The sequence below is a fragment of the Bacillus sp. FSL K6-2839 genome (assembly GCF_038003365.1).
GTDB lineage: Bacteria > Bacillota > Bacilli > Bacillales > Bacillaceae > Bacillus.
Genome location: NZ_JBBOOZ010000001.1, coordinates 2,376,835 through 2,394,812 on the forward strand (window position 1 = coordinate 2,376,835; position 17,978 = coordinate 2,394,812).

Consider the following 17,978-nt stretch of genomic DNA (forward strand, 5'->3'; position numbering starts at 1 on the left):
TTCCCCTCCTCTCTTTCTCATTACACCGTCTCTTTTTGAAACAATTCTTCTATTTCAATTGGGCGCTTCTCTGCAACAGACCGCCACATGCCTTCCCCAAGCGCAATCGAATAAGCACCAGCCTCTGCTCCTGCTGATATGTCATAGTGAATTAAAGGATCTTTTCCTATAAATAAATCGGCCAGAAGCAGAGGGTCTCCCCCGCCATGCCCCCCTGGCTGTTTCACGACTTCAATTGTCTCTTTTGCCCCAAACATCGGATAATAAGAAATCGTCTGTTCTGGGAATTGAAAAGGAATTCTTGATGGCACATGAAACTCATTTGTTTCAATACGCCCCTTCGTCCCATTAATGGCAAGCCGGTATCCTTCATATGGCGCTGAGAATTGAATTGAATAGCTGAGCAGAGCCCCTTGGTCATATGCCACTGATGCCACATATGTATCCTCAATGTCAATTTCCTGATCAAAAATACAGGCGTCTGGGCGATAATTTGAGTACTGCTGCGTTTGCTCCTTACCGGATTCGATATGGTCGTCCTCGACCTTTGAGCGTTCTACCCGCGGATTCCACCTTGCTTCATAATGACATGTATCCTTCACATGACATGTTCCGCAATACCTGTTTTCTCCCCCCTGCAAGGGATTCCAAGGACTTTCATTTCCGTAATAGTTCAGCGCCCCATAGGCAAATACTTGCTTCGGCTTTTGATTGATCCACCAATTGACCAAATCAAAATGATGCGTCGATTTATGAATGGATAGTCCGCCAGAGAATTGCCTCGTTCGGTTCCACCTTTTGAAGTAACTAGCGCCATGATACGTATCAATGAGCCAGCTCAGTTCAACAGATGTGACCCTTCCAATTTTTCCTTCTAAAATGAGTTCTTTGACCTTTCGATGAAATGGATTGTAGCGATAATTAAAAGTGACTGTGACCTTCCCTTTACTTTCCTTTTCTTTTTCCATCACTTTTTTTGCGTCTTTTGCAGTTGTGACCATTGGCTTTTCAGTGATGACATCGAGATCATGGTCAAGTGCTTGCAAAATATATGTGACATGTGTGTCATCCCGGCCTGCCACAATGACGATATCTGGCTTTGCTTCCTTCACCATTTGATCAAATGCCTCTTCATGAAAAAACGTGACGCCTCGCAGTGATGGAAAACGCTCCTGACAAAGTGTATACCGATGATGATCTATATCTAGAAGCCCTGTAATCTTGTAATGCTCATAGAAATCCTCTGTGAGCGGTTTAATAAACATATTGAACGCACGATGACTGAGTCCGCAAACCACGACCCTTTTCACAGGCCCCACCCCTTTTTCTATCGATTTTCACGAAGTTGTTTCATGAGAGACAGCGCCTCATTGGACTTGTCAGCATACACGGGAATAAAAGCGACCATATCTCGGTGTAATTGAAAGGTATAGCCGTTTAGCTTTTTCGTGCCTTTATTGACTTGAACCGCATAATCGACCGTTTTCCCTGTCTTTTTGTCCTCGACCGTATATGGCCCTGCCGCTTGATCATTTATGCCCATTTCTTCAAGCAGCTGAAAGCTTTCAGGATCATCATATGTTCTAAACATTTCTTCTGGGACAAGCATGACGTCCCCCTCTTTTGCGGTAATTTCAACAAGAAGCTTTTCAGGAATCGCCGGAAAGATGTGGACGCTATAAGACTCTTGTTCTGTCTGAAAAGCCTTCTCGACTAATTGCTCCTTCATCCCCTTTGACATGTCAGAAAAAATCAGAACATCAATACCGTTTGTTTTCCCTTGGCAGGCTGACAAACAAAGGGCAGCGATGAAGCTGAGGAGCCATACCTCACCCCTTTTTCGCCTCTTCATGCCTTCTGAAAAACAGACAGCTTCTCTAGCTCAGTTAACGCCATAATAAAAGCGCCTGCCCCGTGCAAGTCATTTGTGCTTCGCTCTCTTTCAACGTAGTAATCATAAAATCCAGCAGATGTTCCGATACAAATATCATTGATGGTAAAATCACCGTTTTCTGTCTCAGCCGTCTTATGATGAATTAAGCCTTGGTATGCTTTCACCACATGATCGACATAACGAAGGCTGACATACCCTTCATTCATGGCTTTTGACATGGCGTACATGAATAAACACGATCCTGAGCTTTCAAGCCAATTGTCGCTATGAGTACCTTTATCAATGATTTGATGCCAGAGACCTGTGTCTTGATCCTGGTACTTGGATACACTTTCCAGCATGTCTGTCAGCGTTTCCTTCCAAACCTTTCGTCCCTCATGCTCTTCTGGCAGATCCTCGATCATATCTGCTAATGCAAGGACATACCAGCCAAACGATCTTGCCCAAAACTCGGGGGAACAGCCAGTCTTTTGATCAGCCCATGGCATCACTTTTCGTTCGTCCCACGCGTGATAGTACAGACCTGTTTTTTCATCTTTTGTATGCTTTCTCATGAGATGCTCTTGATGGATCACCATATCCACCAGTTCCTCTTCACCTCTCAGCTTTGCATACTTTAAGGCAAAAGGTCCTCCCATGTAGAGACCATCCAACCACATTTGATAGGCATAATTGTCTTTATGCCAAAACCCGCCCTCAGATGTGCGATTCAATGTGCGGTAAAGCCCCCGAAGCTTCTCCGCTGCCAGCACATACCGCTTCTCTCCCGTCCGTTCGTAAAGAGGGAATAAAATGAGACCTGCTTGGATCGCATCAAGCTCATCTCTGCGAAATAACAGGTTTCCATACTCATCAATGAGCGAATCTGCGTAGCTTTTCACATAATTGAAATACGTCTCGTTCTTCGTTGCCTCATATAGCTTCATCACACCGCAAAGAAAAACGCCTTGATGATAATGCCATCTTCCAGCTGGAGGCAGCTCAATTGGTGTATGCGCTTTCATAATTGTTTGTGCTAATTTCTCTGCATGCTCAAGTGGTGATCCCTTTTCAGTCGATAATGTCATTCTTCTTCATCTCCCTTTTTAGTAAATACCTTCTTCCCCGAATTTCTTCGCTAAACGGTTCGCCAGCATGACCAAAATGAGTCCAACGGCTGCTTTAAATAGACCAACAGCGGTACTATAGCTGAATTGTCCTTGCTTAAGACCAGCTGTATAGACGTACGTATCAAAGATTTCTGCTACTTCCCGGTTCGTTGCATTGAGTAATAAGTAGACATGCTCAAAGCCAAGCTCTAATGTGTCACCAATTTTCAAAATAAGCAGAACGACAATCACACTTTTAATGGCAGGAAGAGTGATGTGCCACATTTGTCTCAGTCTGCCGGCTCCATCCATTTTTGCTGCTTCATATAGCTGCGGATCTACCGCTGTAATCGCCGCAAGGTAAATGATCGTCGACCAGCCTGCTTCCCGCCAGATCACCTGTAAAATGTACATGGGTCTGAACCATTCCTGACTAAGGAGGAAGTTAATCTTTTCCCCTCCAAAGAAAGCAATCAATTCATTGATTAACCCGCCATCTACTGTTAACAAAACAAAAGATAAGGACACGACAATCACCCATGACATGAAGTGAGGAATGTATATCATCGTCTGGACAAATTTCTTAAACAATGCCAATCTGACCTCGTTTAAAAGCAGGGCCAATAAGATCGGAATCGGAAAGAAAATCACGACATTCATGGCAAATAAAATCAGTGTATTTTTTAATAAGATGAAAAATGTTGGTTCTGTAAACAATCGAATAAAGTGTTTGAAGCCAACCCACTCACTCCCAAGAATACCGAGAAACGGCTGGTAATCTTGAAAGGCAATGATAAGCCCCCACATCGGCACATATTTAAAGACAAGAAAATAAATGAGCCCTGGCAAAATCATTACATACAAAAACTTTTGACTAAGCAATTGATTAAGTAAGCGCTTTCTCCTTTCTTTTTTCAAAGCTGCCGCAGGCATACCCTTGGCAGTGACATCCTCTGTTTTCATAGATAAAGCCTCCCCTCATGCTGATTGATGCATGTGTTAACTGTATCTTAAGGATGAAAAATCCGTCTACAATCATATCATCAGATCATATTTACTTAGGGGAAGCTACTCAAAACGTTACATAAAACATAAGAAAATGATCCTAATCTCAGAAAATGATTATTGACAAACCTACCAAATTTTTGGATTAATAAATTAAGGGGAAAAGATTGTTCCGTTTGAAATGGGGGGTTTTATGAAAAGAAGGCAGTATAAATTTTATTACAAGCTTGTGACGTTTTTTTTCATGCTTAGTACAATTCCTGTCATCATTGTCGGTATTTTTTCTTATCAGCATTCGCAAAAAACCGCACTCGAAAATATCTCAAATGAAAAGCTGGACAGCGTCAAACAAACGCAATCCAATATTGAGCATATTTTAAAAACAGTGGATCATTCTCTCACTCACTATGTCAGTTCGCCGCCTCTCCTTCAAACACTGGCAGAACCTTTAAATCCAGACCAATTCCAGCTTTATAATCAAGTACAGCAGGAACTAAACTACCTGCAAACCTTTGACACCGATCTTTCCAATATTACACTCGTGAGTAAAATGGAAGACTGGTACATGAACAATTCGGGACTTTATCATGTCACAAGCGGAGACCAAGAGAAAGCGCTCACCTCTTACCTCAATATACCGAGTCATTCCAGCTGGGCACTTGAAGAGAATAATCCACTTGTTGCGACAAAAGAAGGAAAGGCCTCCTTTTGCAAATACAATGTGAACTTAATCAAACAACTCCCTATGAACAGTGTCCAGAAAAAAGGGATCGCTGTCGCCAGCATTCCGAGCTGCACGATTGCTGATAATATGCCTGACTTCTCTCAATCTGACAGTATGTTTGTCATTGATACAAACGGAAAAGTGCTGCTCCATAACCGCAAAGAACAAATTGGTGAATCCTTGAAGAATCAAGAGCTCGTCAAGCATGTCCTATCACGTGAAGAACGATCAGGTCAATTTAACATGAAGATCGAGGAACTAGACTATCAAATTACGTTTCAAAAATCAGACTATAACGAATGGACGTACCTATCCTTTGTTTCCATTCCAGAACTCAAGGCACAAACAAAATCAATTGGGTGGATCACTTTTATTATCTGCTTTATTTTGTTAGCGCTTTCATTACTATTTTCATGGTTTGGGTCCAGACATTTTTATAAACCAATCCGCTTGTTATATGAGTCCTTTGCACGCAATGAATCCTTTTTGCAAAAACAGCCTTTTCAAAATGAATTTGAGTTGATTGAGTCGAGTATTAAACAAATGAAGGATCAAAACAATGATTTAGAGGAACGTATTGAGCAGCAAGTCACGCACCTTCAGCAATACTTTATGGTGCGGCTATTGCTCGGTAAGCTGACAGAAGAAGAGATTAACAACCGGTTCCAAAGTTTGGGATTCCCTCAGGGCTGGTCTCATTTATCCATGCTTGTGACCCAAATCGATACGTTAAAAGGAACACCTTATGAAAAAAAGGATGCTGACTTGCTGTTATTTGCCATCAATGGACTGATCGAGCAGATGATTCCGCAAGATGAGCACCTTCAGCCAACGGTTGTCAATCAGCATCAAACGACGATTATCCTGAATCACTCAAAGTCAGATGAAGAGTTTACTGAATATTTAAATCAATTAGCGGAAACTATTCAGCAGCGCATCGAGGAAGAGCTTGGTTTATCGATCAGCATCGGGATCAGCCGCCAGTTTAAGGAGCTCACGATGGCGAAACAGGCTTACATTGAAGGAAAAGAAGCCTTAAAATACAGGCTCAAAGCAGAGAAAAAATCCATTATCTTATATGAACATATTCAGCAAGGAAAAACGTTTAAAACCCATTTTCCAAAACAGCTGCAGCATGATTTATTCGATGCGATGAAAGCAGGTGATCAAGGCAAGGCGGATCATTATTTACATGTGCTCCTGCAATCCATTTTCTCTAAAAATGCAGGACCGCATGAATACCATATCGCTCTCGCCCGTTTTTTAAACAATTTGATTGAGCTGATGCATTTGCTTGGCATTGAATTATTTGAGGTCGAAGACAACAAAATGCTGTATGATACGATTTTTGAATTTAAAACCTTTGAAGATACCGAAGCATGGCTGAAACATGAGATCATTCGGCCGATTATTGACCAGCTAGGTGCACGTGAGGACTCACAATACAAAAACATCTCAGAGAAAATCATTCATATCATTCATCAAGAATTCGACTCAGATCTTACATTGGATGAAATCGCCACACGCCTGCATTACAATCCCAATTATTTAAGCAGTATTTTTAGAAAGGAAATGGATATCTCCTTTAGTGAATATCTCTCGTCCTACAGACACCATGTCGCCAAAAACTGGCTCGTGGAAACCGATATGTCCGTCAAAGAAATTTCGGAAAAACTGAAATATAAAAATCCGCAAAACTTCATCCGTTCCTTCAAAAAACTAGAAGGCACGACCCCTGGCAAATACCGCGACCACAAAAAAGGCACATAAGACAAAAAGTCCCGCTCGCACAGGAAGCGGGACTTTTTTATTTAAATTGTTCATTTAAAATGCTGTCTTCCAGCACTGAAAGCGGCTCTCCGTACACACGTTCAATATGAGCTGCTCCCCAATCACAAAGCGCATTCAGAATTCTTTCGAGCGACTGTCCGTATTCACTTAATTCATATTCCACTTTAGGCGGTACTTGCTCATACACAATTCGGTTAATCACCCCATCACTTTCAAGCTCTCTCAGCTGTTGTGTAAGCATTTTTTGTGTGATGTTTGGCATGAGCCGCTTCAATTCACTCGTGCGTTTTTTTCCATGTGTTAAATGACATAAAATCACGCACTTCCACTTCCCGCCAATGACCTCAAGGGTCGCTTCCACTGAGATATTATATTTTTTCTTTTCCATCAAATCCTCACTCCTCTTTGTGCGAACAGGCACTTTTTAGTACCTATATTACAAAAAAGTACGTACTTTTTTTTTCGTCATCTATGTTAGATAATAACTCTTGCCGATCGGCTTCGTCTATCAAAATGTCATCATAGAAGGATGTGAACACTTATTCATGAAGAAAAAGCAAAACCACTTTGCCCTTCTCGCACTAGCCATTAGTGCTTTTGCTATAGGAACCACTGAGTTCATTAGTGTCGGTCTTTTGCCGATGATTTCAGAGGACTTTGGAGTGAGCGTCAGCCAGGCGGGCTGGACCGTTTCTTTATATGCACTTGGTGTGACATTCGGCGCGCCTATTTTGACTTCTCTGACTTCAACGATGAAAAGAAAGACATTGCTATTGCTCATTATGCTCGTCTTTTTGATTGGAAATACACTAGCCACGATTGCTCCGACTTTTTCAGTGCTATTAATCGGACGGGTCATTTCAGCCTTATCCCATGGAATCTTTATGTCCATCGGCTCTACGATTGCTGCAAGCCTTGTAGTGAAAGAAAAACGGGCAAGTGCGATTGCCTTTATGTTCACTGGATTAACAGTTGCTACTGTGACGGGCGTGCCATTTGGGACGTTTCTTGGCCATGAGCTCGGCTGGCGGACGTCATTTGGTGTGATTGTCATCATTGGTCTGATCGCACTGATATCCAACTATTTTCTTGTTCCATCTCAATTAAAGCAAGGCGTGAAAACATCATTTAAGGATCAAGCTGTCTTATTAAAAACAAAAAGAATCTTGCTTCTATTTGTCATTACAGCAACAGGATACGGAGGAACCTTTGTCGTCTTTACGTATTTATCCCCTCTCTTACAGCATGTGACAGGTCTTGCGCCTGGGGCGGTGGCCTTGATCCTGCTTTTATACGGGATCACGATCGCAGCCGGAAATGTCATTGGCGGAAAGGCTGCTAATGAGCAGCCAATGAAAGCACTGATTTACATGTTTATCATCCAAAGCATCATTTTGTTTACCCTTAGCTTGACTGCTGGATTCACGGTGCTAGGCATTGGAACCGTCATGCTGATGGGACTGTTTGCTTTCATGAATGTTCCTGGATTGCAGGTAGCTGTCGTTGACTTTGCAGAAAGATACACACCAGGAGCAGTCGATGTCGCTTCCGCTATGAATATCGCTGCCTTTAATGCCGGTATCGCCATCGGCTCATTTTTAGGCGGCATCGTGACAGATACTCTTGGGCTTGTGCATACAGGCTGGGTCGGCGGCATCATGGTCCTTCTCGCAGCAATTCTCACGATGATTAGTTTTCGAATGGAACAACAAGAACAAAATCAAACCATCTAAAGGAGTTTTCAATATGAACCATTTACAAAGTACAAAAACATTAAACAATGGGATCCACATGCCAGGATTTGGTCTTGGTGTATTCAAGGTTGAAGATGGCGCTGAATTAATAGACGCCGTCAAAACAGCCATTCAATTAGGCTATCGCAGTATTGATACAGCGGCTATTTATGGCAATGAGGAAGGGGTTGGACGAGGCATACAAATTGGTCTAGCAGAAACAGGACTTCGCCGCGAAGACCTCTTTGTGACATCAAAAGTGTGGAATGCCGATTTAGGATATGAATCCACCCTACAAGCATATGAGGAAAGCTTGAAAAAACTTCAGCTTGACTACCTTGATCTGTATTTAATCCATTGGCCGGTTGAAGGAAAATACAAAGAAGCTTGGCGTGCACTGGAAACCTTGTATCGTGAAGGAAAAGTCAGAGCCATCGGAGTGAGCAACTTCCAGCCGCATCACCTAGACGAGCTATTAAAAGATGCAGACATTAAACCAGCTATCAATCAAGTGGAGTTTCACCCAAAACTGACGCAGGAAACACTCTTTACGTATTTGAACACACATGGCATTCAAATGGAAGCTTGGTCACCGCTAATGCAGGGGGAACTGCTTCATCATCCGGTGATCAAAGAGCTCTCGGACACATACGGCAAAACACCTGCTCAAATTATTTTGCGCTGGGATGTGCAAAAAGGCGTCATCACCATTCCAAAATCAACGAAAGCCCATCGTTTAAAAGAAAATGCAGACATATTTGATTTTGCCTTATCTGATGAGGATATGAAGCGCCTTTCTGACTTAAATGAAAACAAACGTATCGGTCCAGACCCAGACAACTTTGACTTTTAATAAAAACACCCCCGCTTTTTAACTGTGCGGGGGTGTTTATGTTGATCATTTTGATTTTTTAAAGGAAGCTTCATATTCTTCTATGATTTTATGACCACCGTTTGATTTCCACTTCTCTACATCTTTCTTAAATTGATCTTCACTGATGTCTCCAAGAATGAACTTATAGGTCGCATCATCGATGATTTTTTTCAATTCGTTTCCTCGCTCTGAGGCAGTTTCTGAATACAGGCTTTCAGCAGGATTGGCGACGATGATGTTTTGATTGTCTTCTTCTAGCTCTTCATATTTTGTACGAACCGCATCTCCTTTATTTTTCAAGTAACGTTTATCAATTCCTACTAGACTGACAAGCGGCTGTACGTCTGTCTGCCAGCTTTTCACTTGGCTTTCTTCTCTGACAAATGTATTCCCTTCTTCTTTCTTATAATGCTCGCCATCAATACCGTACGTCATGAGACCATATACATCTTCTTCTGCAATGCGGTCAAAGAAGGCCAAAATCCGTTTTAATTCTGCCTCTGATTTCACGCTTGTTTTAGGGAATGCAAAGATGCCATTATGACCACCTGATGCCCACACACGTTCTTTACCATCTGGGCCTTTGATTCGGTTGATGATATCTACTTCCATGTTTTTATCTGTCGCGTCATCTCTCAAGTTCACTGCGTCTACCATATTCCCAACATAGATCCCTGCTTTTCCTTGTGAGAATAATTCCTGCTGCTGTGTTTTGCTTGTAACAGGGAAGTCTTTGTTGATATAGCCATTGTCACGCAGTTTCTTCATGTATTTCATTGTATTCATGTACTCATCTGTCATGAAGTCTGGCGTGAATTTGCCGTTTTCTTCTTTCCAGTCTGTCGGCATTCCCTCATATGAACCGAGTGTTTTAAATGCCCCATAAATCAAATCGTTCCGATCCGTAAAGCCAATTGTATCCGCTTTTCCGTTTTGATTCGGATCTTTTTCAGTAAAAGCTTTAGCTACCTCATAAAGATCATCCAATGTTTTTGGTGTATCCAAATTTAAATTTTCAAGCCAATCCTTTCGAATGACAATTCCTTGTCTTGAAAGTGGTCTCTCTCTATAAATGCCATAAAGCTTACCGTCTATAGAGGCGTTTTTATTAATCAGTTCGTTCATCTTACTTAAATTTGGATAATCCTTTAAATACGGACCGACTTCCCAGAACATGCCTGATCTGAACGCATTAATAGCAGACGAATTCTTAATGTCTTGAATCGTGACAATCTGCGGCAGATTCCCTGCGGCAAGTGCGGAATTTAAACGGTCTTCCTTCACGGCATCAGGCACCCATGTAATATCAAGCTCTGTATTTGTGAGCTTCTCAATCTCTTTTATGACGGAATCCTTCGGCGGCTGCTGATGATACAAAATAGCCATCCAGGTCAGCTTTACCTTTTTATCTAAATCAACCTTTTCATCTGATGAACTTGTTCCTTTGCTTGAACATGCGGATAGAATACCGCTTGCTGCAAATAACAGGACAAACGCAATCAACCATAATTTCTTTCTCCCCATAAGATCCCTCCGTTGTTCCATCTTTTTAACCTTTTACAGAACCTAGTAATGCCCCTTTGTTAAAATGCTTTTGAATAAATGGATAGACAAGCAGAACTGGAATGGTCGCTACCACAATGACAGCCATTTTAATCGTTTGGTCTGGCGGTGGTGTGGATGATCCCATATCCGACATATCTCCCTGCATCCCGCTTGAGACAATGACAATCTGCCTTAGCAGCACCTGAATCGGCCATTTCACTGAATCATTTAAATACAGGATGGCGGTCATGTACGTATTCCAATACGTCACGGCATAAAAAAGTGAAATGGTCGCAATAGCTGGCAAAGAAAGTGGCAGCACAATTTTAAAGAAAATCCCTAAATCGTTACAGCCATCCATCTTCGCTGATTCCTCAAGGCTTGCCGGGATGTTTTGAAAGAAGTTTTTCAAAATGATCAAATTGAACGCATTGATCGCAACCGGTAGAATAAGTGACCAATAGGTATCAAGCAGACCAAGTGTTTTCACCACAATAAACGTCGGAATCATACCTCCACTAAACAACATCGTGAAGACAACGAGAAACATCAATGTTCTCCGGCCTTTTAGCTCCTGACGAGACAGCCCATATGCCATGAGTGAGGACAAAAACATGCTGACAGCTGTTCCAACGAGCGTCACAAGAATGGACACAATGAGGCTGCGATACACAATATCCGTAGAGAAAATATATCGATAGGCCTCTAAAGAAAACGTGGTCGGGAACAAGATAAACTTCTTCGTGATGACCTCTTCTACTGTAGCAAAAGAGGCTGCAATGACATGGATGAACGGAAGCACACATATTAATGCGAACATGAGTAGAAAAGAGTAATTAAATAAGTTGAACAATCGGCCTTTAATAGAACGATCTATGTTCATCACGCCCTTTCTTTGAAAGCGTTATCATTTCGTCCGAAAATAAGCTGCAGCCTGTGACGATATCGTGATTAAAATGTAACAAACGGGGGAAGAAAGCGTCTATAATCATCTTGACAGACCAACTGAATGGATCATGTCAATCGTGCTTTTATGCTCATGAAACAAAAGAATAAGATCATCAGCTAATGACATGATTATGCCCTATGCCTGATCATTTTCTTCTAGGATTTCCGTCGTATTCACATCAGGTCTGTAGCCTAACTCCTGCTTTATTTTTTCCGTAGACCAGGGCTTTTCTTCGTTTTCTGATACGGCATAATATGTCCCAAAGGGGACGGTCGTTTCAATCGCTGCCTTTGTCATCCCTATAAGATCTTCATGTGACAGAAGTGTTCGTTTCGTTCTTCGTTTCTTGTGTAATGCCTCCATCTCATCTGTCACAACCGTTCCAATCCGTAAATTGATAACAGACATCCCCGTTTGATCGTGGAACAAACGGCCTAGCTGTTCTGAAGCAAATTTTAAAATACCATAGACATTTTTAGTCGCTGGCACATCGTCTGTTGTAATATTTCGCCCTAGTAAGGAGCGGCCACCCTCTTCATAACGATCGGTCACATGATTGCTGCTTGCAAAAATGACTTTTCGTATGCCGAGACGTACAGCTGATCGAAACATATAATAGGAGCTCCTCCAAAAAATATCATTCATTTTTTCAAACTCCTCAAGATTCATCACATCATGCGTCATATCCATGTTTAAAAGGTGCATGATAACATCTGTATCTCTCGGAATCGCCTCATATAATTCCTGTTCATTCGCTGCATCTGCTAAAATGGCTCCTTTTACACAACTCGTTTGATCAATGATGGTGATCTCGTACTCAGAAGAGAGCGCTTTTGTTAATATACGGCCTATCACACCGCATCCGCCAATGATCGTGATCTTTTTCATCTGTCTCCTCCTTTCTTTTGACGTAGTATGTCCAAGCCTTTATGGATTACAGCCACTTTTTCAAAAATCGAGTGGCCTCGTGACGCATAGCCGCTGTTTCAAAATGACCTGCATGAAGACCAACAAGCTGATACCGTTCTTTCAATGAAGCAGTTTGATAGGTTTGGCTCAATCCCTTTTGAATGCGTCCGACGCCTTCAGCAGGCGTGAGTGGATCAAGTTTTCCCACTAAGCTTAAATGCGGCCTTGGAAAAATCATTTCCTGAATATCAGCTGCTGTAAAGTGCTTTGCTAAGCTTGGTACATAGTAATAAAAGCCATGCCTGTCTAAATTGTTCGTTTCAATTAATGTGTGATGATCGACCTGTGCGCAAAGATCAATACACACACTGACCCTCTCATCAAGCGCAGCAGTCCACCAGGAAAGAAGCCCTCCCATTGACATTCCAAAAACAGCTAACCGGTCCGGTAGCACATCAGATCGAGACAGCACATAATCAATCGCACACATGCTTTCATACAGCATCATGCCCCACATCACTTTTCCTGTTAAAAGCATCTCCTTAAAAATTTCACTTTCTGTTCTTCCTCTTCTCTCACCAAACCCTGCATGATCGATAGCCAGGACACTATAGCCTTTTGATGTGAACTCTTTCGCATATGAAGGCGCTTGCAAATAATGAGCACCTTTGATCAGCTCTTCCTTCCCATCCACGTAGTTCCCGCCATGAGAGTGCTGGAACAGCACAACAGGTCTTTTTTTCACCGTATCCTTTGGCTTTACAAAATAAGCGGGCACTTCCTCTACACCATGAATCGAAAGAATGAGTGTTTCGACTACATACGATTCACGTTCCTCGATCTTTAACGTATATGCCTCCACGCGATGGCGTTCTGGCATTTCTCCTAACAGACTGAGCAGTTGTTCACGTTTGCTTTCCTTTTCCATTCACGTCACTCCTCATTTTCTTGATCACCTGTTAAAATACGAGGTCGATGAAGTAATCACCTTGTTTTCGACAAAATTATGTCCCGGGAAATAAAGAACACCCACCGGTTCATACCGATGGGTGTCATCATTAGTTCGCAACAATATTGACAAGCTTCCCAGGAACCGCAATCACTTTGCGAATGGTTTTCCCTTCAAGCTGTTCTTTTACGCGTGCATCATTTTTCGCAAGCTCTTCTAACTGTTCTTTTGTTGCATCAGCAGGAACGGTTAATTTTGCTTTCACTTTTCCATTCAACTGTACGACAATTTCTACTTCATCGTCGACAAGCTTTGACTCGTCATATTGCGGCCATGCTTCATAAGAAACAGACCCTTCATGACCAAGTTTATTCCAAAGCTCTTCCGCTAAATGCGGTGCAATTGGAGAAAGAAGTTTCACAAAGCCTTCTGCATATTCTTTCGGCAGTGTATCAGCCTTGTAGGCATCATTGATAAACACCATTAATTGTGAGATCCCTGTATTGAAGCGCAGGCCTTCATAATGGTCCGTTACCTTCATCACGGTTTCATGATAGCTGCGTTCTAATGCACCTCCAGTTTGCTCCGTCACTTTATCACTGATTGTGCCATCTTCATTTGTGAATAGACGCCATACACGATCAAGGAAACGGCGAGCACCATCAAGTCCTGTTTCAGACCAAGCGATTGATGCATCTAAAGGTCCCATGAACATTTCATAAAGTCGTAATGTATCCGCACCATGAGATTCTACGATATCATCTGGATTGACAACGTTCCCTTTTGATTTACTCATTTTTTCATTATTTTCTCCAAGAATCATTCCTTGGTTGAACAATTTCATGAAAGGTTCTTTTGTAGGAACAACACCGATATCATACAAGAACTTATGCCAGAAGCGCGCATATAGAAGATGCAGTACAGCATGTTCTGCTCCGCCGATATATACATCAACAGGAAGCCATTTCTTTAGCTTCTCAGGAGATGCAAGCTTTTCTGAGTTATGCGGGTCAATATAACGTAAGAAATACCAGCAGCTGCCTGCCCATTGCGGCATTGTATTGGTTTCACGGCGTCCTTTTTTACCTGTTACAGGATCTACAACCTCAACCCACTCTTTGATATTGGCTAAAGGTGATTCACCTGTACCACTTGGCTTAATCTCAGTGGTTTTAGGCAAAATCAGTGGAAGCTCTTCCTCTGAAACGGCTGAAGAAGTTCCGTCCTCCCAATGAATAATTGGAATTGGCTCACCCCAGTAACGCTGGCGGCTAAATAGCCAGTCTCTTAAACGATAGGTGACTTTCTTTTCACCTTTTTGATGTTCTTCAAGCCATGCAATGGCTTTTTCAATCGCTTCTTCTTTTCCTAATCCATTGAGGAAATCAGAGTTAATGTGTTTTCCATCACCTGTGTAAGCTTCTTTTTCAATGTCTCCGCCTTCTACAACTTCCTTGATTGGAAGATCAAATGTTTTGGCGAATTCATAGTCACGCTCATCATGGGCAGGTACCGCCATAATCGCGCCTGTTCCATAAGTAGCCAGCACGTAATCTGCAATCCAGATCGGCATCTTTTCACCATTTAATGGATTGAGGGCATAAGCGCCTGTGAAAATACCCGTCTTCGTTTTTGCAAGATCTGTCCGCTCTAAGTCGCTCTTTGATTGAATTTCTTTGATATATGCTTCGACTGCTTCTTTTTGAGCAGCTGTTGTAATTTTTTCAACAAGTGCATGTTCTGGTGCAAGTACCGCATATGTTGCACCAAATAATGTATCCGGACGCGTTGTGAAAACAGTAAACTGTTCGTCATGTCCTTCTACTTCGAAATGAACGTGTGCACCTTCTGAACGTCCGATCCAGTTACGCTGCATATCTTTGATGCTTTCAGGCCAATCAATGTCTTCTAAATCTTCTAACAGCCTGTCCGCATATGCCGTAATCTTCAGCATCCATTGCTTCATCGGACGTCTTTCAACTGGATGCCCTCCGCGTTCACTTTTTCCATCAATGACTTCTTCATTTGCAAGAACTGTACCAAGCGCCGGGCACCAGTTCACTGGTACTTCATCGATATACGCCAATCCCTTTTCGTACAATTTCAAGAAAATCCATTGTGTCCATTTATAATAATTCGGATCAGTCGTGTTGATTTCTCGATCCCAATCATATGAGAATCCTAGTGATTGAATTTGGCGGCGGAAGTTATTGATGTTCTCTTCTGTAAAGACCGCTGGATCATTCCCTGTATCTAGTGCATACTGTTCTGCTGGAAGACCAAATGCGTCCCATCCCATTGGATGAAGAACATCATATCCCTGCATACGTTTCATGCGTGATAAAATATCCGTTGCTGTGTAGCCCTCAGGGTGCCCGACATGAAGCCCTGCTCCTGATGGGTATGGAAACATATCAAGCGCATAGAACTTTGGTTTATCTTCCGAGTCAGATGTGGCGAATGTTTTATGTGTCAGCCAATAATCCTGCCACTTCTTTTCAATTTCCCGATGCTGAAAACTCAATGTGAAAACCTCCTTTAATATGTACGGCTGTATCTGCTCAGATGACCACTGCAAGAATTCAGATTTTTCTAAAATCAACAAAAAACCCTCATCCCTGGAAAGGGACGAGAGATTTTTTGGTTCCCGCGGTACCACCCTTGTTAGCGTCACTTTCTGTTTGTACGCTCACTTAATATCTTTAACGCAGACATGCGACAGAAGCTTTAATGCAACTGCAACTCTGAGGCGAGTTCAGAAGCAGATTTGATTGACTTTCACCAGCCGTCAATTCTCTAAAGACAAATACTGCTTTCCTACTACTCCTCTTCACTGTTCTTATCGTAACCGTCATCTAAGTAGTATTTTATAGAATTATGATCATAAGTGCAAGCAGGTTTGTATACAATGGGAATGTACCCTAGATCAGGGTAAAGTAGAGGATATTATTCGTGTGGAGATCGGTTATGACGGTTGGAGTCTGCATCCTGTGAACGCTGTTCTCTTACAAAATCAAAGCTTCGCAGAACTGCTTCTCCCCCGTAACCTGAAATAATTGATAAGATGACCAAGTGCAGACTAGAATCGGGATTTGAGGATAAGACAAGCAGTGTAGCGGCAATCATCCCAACGAGCCAATCTTCAATAAACCCTAAATAAATAAACTTTTTTGTCATTCTGGGCTTCTCTAGCCTGCCTTTTTTCTTTACGTGACCGAGAATGCCCATGACCCCTCCAATGGCGCAAGCAATAATGACTTGTTGCAGCATTTTCATCACCTTCCTAAAGCCCTTAGAATAGTAAAGCGACTTCAGGCTGTCCAGCCCCCTGTAATGCCATTCTGCTGTTCCGTCATAATCCATGTAAAAGGTCTATTCTCTCTAACGAAGAAAAAAAAGCTTGTTTCTTCCATTATATGTGAATGACCCAAAAACAATCTTGATGCATTGGAATCATTTTTACCTAATCCATATTAACTATTTTTGTCATTTTATGAATTATGAGCAATTGATTCCTTCTTTTTCTAAAGAAAAGTCTCCTTACTTACTATATTCTAATGGAGGACAAACTATGATGACAAATTTAACAAAGCCATTGCAATCATTGAAACAGAACATATGTTATGTTACTTTAGTAAGGAATACCTTTGGTTGAAAAAACAGCCATTTGATATGTCTGCTAGTAGCAGCAAAGGAGGGTAATATGGTCAGCTCGAACATCTTCGGCTTGCAAAAACAGCTTGAACTCATAAAAAAAGCGCTAGATCATGCGCGGATCGGTGTTGTCATTACAGACCCTTCTTTAGAGGATAACCCTATCATTTATGTGAACCATGGCTTTACACACATGACTGGATACAAACCAGATGAGATTCTTGGGCGTAATTGTCGATTCCTTCAAGGAAAAGACACAGATCAAGAACAGCTTGATTTAATACGTCATGGAATACAGAATAAAATACCTATTACCACACAGCTAAAAAATTATAAAAAAGACGGTACTTTTTTTTGGAATGAACTCAATATAGATCCTCTATACATTGAACAAGATGATAAAACATTTTTCATTGGCTTTCAAAAGGATATTACGAAACAGAAAGAATATGAACAACTCCTAGAAGATTCCTTACAGGAAGTCACCTCTCTTTCGACGCCAATCGTCCCAATCAAAAATGGTGTATCTGCTCTACCACTCATTGGAAAACTATCTGAAGAACGCTTTGATGCCATTGTTGCGAAGTTAACTTGTATATTAGATGATTCAAAGGATGATTATTTAATTGTCGATCTTTCTGGCTTAATCGATGTCGATGATTCCGTTGCAGGACGCATTTTCAAGCTGCATCATCTTCTCAGTTTAACTGGAACCGAACTGATCATCACAGGGATCAAACCGCAGCTTGCAATGAAAATGAAAGACTTGGATACAGATTTCCAGGATACGATCACATATTTGACGGTTAAGGAAGCAATCAAAGGATTAACATTAGCTGAAAACCCTGTGTAAACAGGGCTTT

Annotated in this window: 15 protein-coding genes and 1 other annotated feature; of the genes, 4 read left to right on the plus strand and 11 right to left on the minus strand. The window is 41.8% G+C overall.

Annotated features, from left to right (window positions below):
- Nucleotides 1-20: 20 nt before the first annotated feature.
- The 4 genes from MHH26_RS12150 to MHH26_RS12165 are packed head-to-tail and all read right to left on the minus strand — an operon-like array spanning nucleotide 21 to nucleotide 3,945.
- Nucleotides 21-1,310: a Gfo/Idh/MocA family protein gene (locus MHH26_RS12150; protein ID WP_340973564.1), complete on the minus strand. Its 1,290-nt coding sequence runs from the start codon at nucleotides 1,308-1,310 to the stop codon at nucleotides 21-23.
- 17 nt (nucleotides 1,311-1,327) lie between these two features.
- Nucleotides 1,328-1,852, minus strand: a complete 525-nt coding sequence (locus MHH26_RS12155; RefSeq protein ID WP_334750194.1) for a lipoprotein YteS — start codon at nucleotides 1,850-1,852, stop codon at nucleotides 1,328-1,330.
- Entirely contained in the window at nucleotides 1,849-2,961 is a 1,113-nt protein-coding gene (locus MHH26_RS12160; protein WP_095286129.1) for a glycoside hydrolase family 88/105 protein, read from the minus strand. The genes MHH26_RS12155 and MHH26_RS12160 overlap by 4 nt, the downstream gene beginning before the upstream one ends.
- 18 nt (nucleotides 2,962-2,979) lie before the next feature.
- On the minus strand, nucleotides 2,980-3,945 hold the full coding sequence (locus MHH26_RS12165) for an ABC transporter permease (protein ID WP_066030527.1): 966 nt from the start codon (nucleotides 3,943-3,945) through the stop codon (nucleotides 2,980-2,982).
- Between the two features lie 235 nt (nucleotides 3,946-4,180).
- Here MHH26_RS12165 and MHH26_RS12170 point away from each other — a divergent pair, with 235 nt between their 5' ends.
- Nucleotides 4,181-6,481: a helix-turn-helix domain-containing protein gene (locus MHH26_RS12170; RefSeq protein ID WP_034665420.1), complete on the plus strand. Its 2,301-nt coding sequence runs from the start codon at nucleotides 4,181-4,183 to the stop codon at nucleotides 6,479-6,481.
- A 37-nt stretch (nucleotides 6,482-6,518) separates the two neighbouring features.
- Here MHH26_RS12170 and MHH26_RS12175 read toward each other — a convergent pair whose 3' ends face one another.
- Nucleotides 6,519-6,890 carry a winged helix-turn-helix transcriptional regulator gene (locus tag MHH26_RS12175; protein WP_003217763.1) on the minus strand — a complete coding sequence of 124 codons (372 nt, stop codon included), beginning with the start codon at nucleotides 6,888-6,890 and terminating at the stop codon, nucleotides 6,519-6,521.
- A gap of 157 nt (nucleotides 6,891-7,047) precedes the next feature.
- Between MHH26_RS12175 and MHH26_RS12180 the strand changes: the two genes are divergently transcribed.
- Together MHH26_RS12180 and MHH26_RS12185 are read left to right on the plus strand one after the other, a co-directional pair.
- Complete coding sequence (locus MHH26_RS12180) at nucleotides 7,048-8,235, plus strand: MFS transporter (protein ID WP_066031743.1); 1,188 nt, start codon at nucleotides 7,048-7,050, stop codon at nucleotides 8,233-8,235.
- 13 nt (nucleotides 8,236-8,248) lie between these two features.
- Complete coding sequence (locus MHH26_RS12185; RefSeq protein ID WP_106031932.1) at nucleotides 8,249-9,088, plus strand: aldo/keto reductase; 840 nt, start codon at nucleotides 8,249-8,251, stop codon at nucleotides 9,086-9,088.
- 45 nt (nucleotides 9,089-9,133) lie between these two features.
- On the opposite strand, the gene MHH26_RS12190 is transcribed toward MHH26_RS12185, so the two are convergent.
- The 6 genes from MHH26_RS12190 to MHH26_RS12215 form a co-directional block, all read right to left on the minus strand.
- Nucleotides 9,134-10,633, minus strand: coding sequence for an extracellular solute-binding protein (locus MHH26_RS12190; RefSeq protein ID WP_106031931.1), 1,500 nt, complete (start codon nucleotides 10,631-10,633; stop codon nucleotides 9,134-9,136).
- Nucleotides 10,634-10,658: 25 nt separating this feature from the next.
- A complete protein-coding gene (locus tag MHH26_RS12195; protein ID WP_087976618.1) occupies nucleotides 10,659-11,519 on the minus strand; it encodes a carbohydrate ABC transporter permease in 861 nt (286 codons plus the stop codon).
- Between the two features lie 219 nt (nucleotides 11,520-11,738).
- A complete protein-coding gene (locus MHH26_RS12200; protein ID WP_066030523.1) occupies nucleotides 11,739-12,491 on the minus strand; it encodes an NAD-dependent epimerase/dehydratase family protein in 753 nt (250 codons plus the stop codon).
- Between the two features lie 46 nt (nucleotides 12,492-12,537).
- Nucleotides 12,538-13,440, minus strand: a complete 903-nt coding sequence (locus MHH26_RS12205) for a dienelactone hydrolase family protein (RefSeq protein WP_066030522.1) — start codon at nucleotides 13,438-13,440, stop codon at nucleotides 12,538-12,540.
- A 130-nt stretch (nucleotides 13,441-13,570) separates the two neighbouring features.
- On the minus strand, nucleotides 13,571-15,985 hold the full coding sequence (gene leuS / locus MHH26_RS12210) for a leucine--tRNA ligase (protein WP_340973568.1): 2,415 nt from the start codon (nucleotides 15,983-15,985) through the stop codon (nucleotides 13,571-13,573).
- Between the two features lie 97 nt (nucleotides 15,986-16,082).
- Nucleotides 16,083-16,304, minus strand: a binding site (T-box leader).
- Between the two features lie 103 nt (nucleotides 16,305-16,407).
- Entirely contained in the window at nucleotides 16,408-16,737 is a 330-nt protein-coding gene (locus MHH26_RS12215) for a DUF4257 domain-containing protein (RefSeq protein ID WP_223249904.1), read from the minus strand.
- A 427-nt stretch (nucleotides 16,738-17,164) separates the two neighbouring features.
- On the opposite strand from MHH26_RS12215, the gene MHH26_RS12220 reads away from it, so the two are divergent.
- A complete protein-coding gene (locus MHH26_RS12220) occupies nucleotides 17,165-17,968 on the plus strand; it encodes a PAS domain-containing protein (protein WP_034665400.1) in 804 nt (267 codons plus the stop codon).
- Nucleotides 17,969-17,978: the final 10 nt, after the last annotated feature.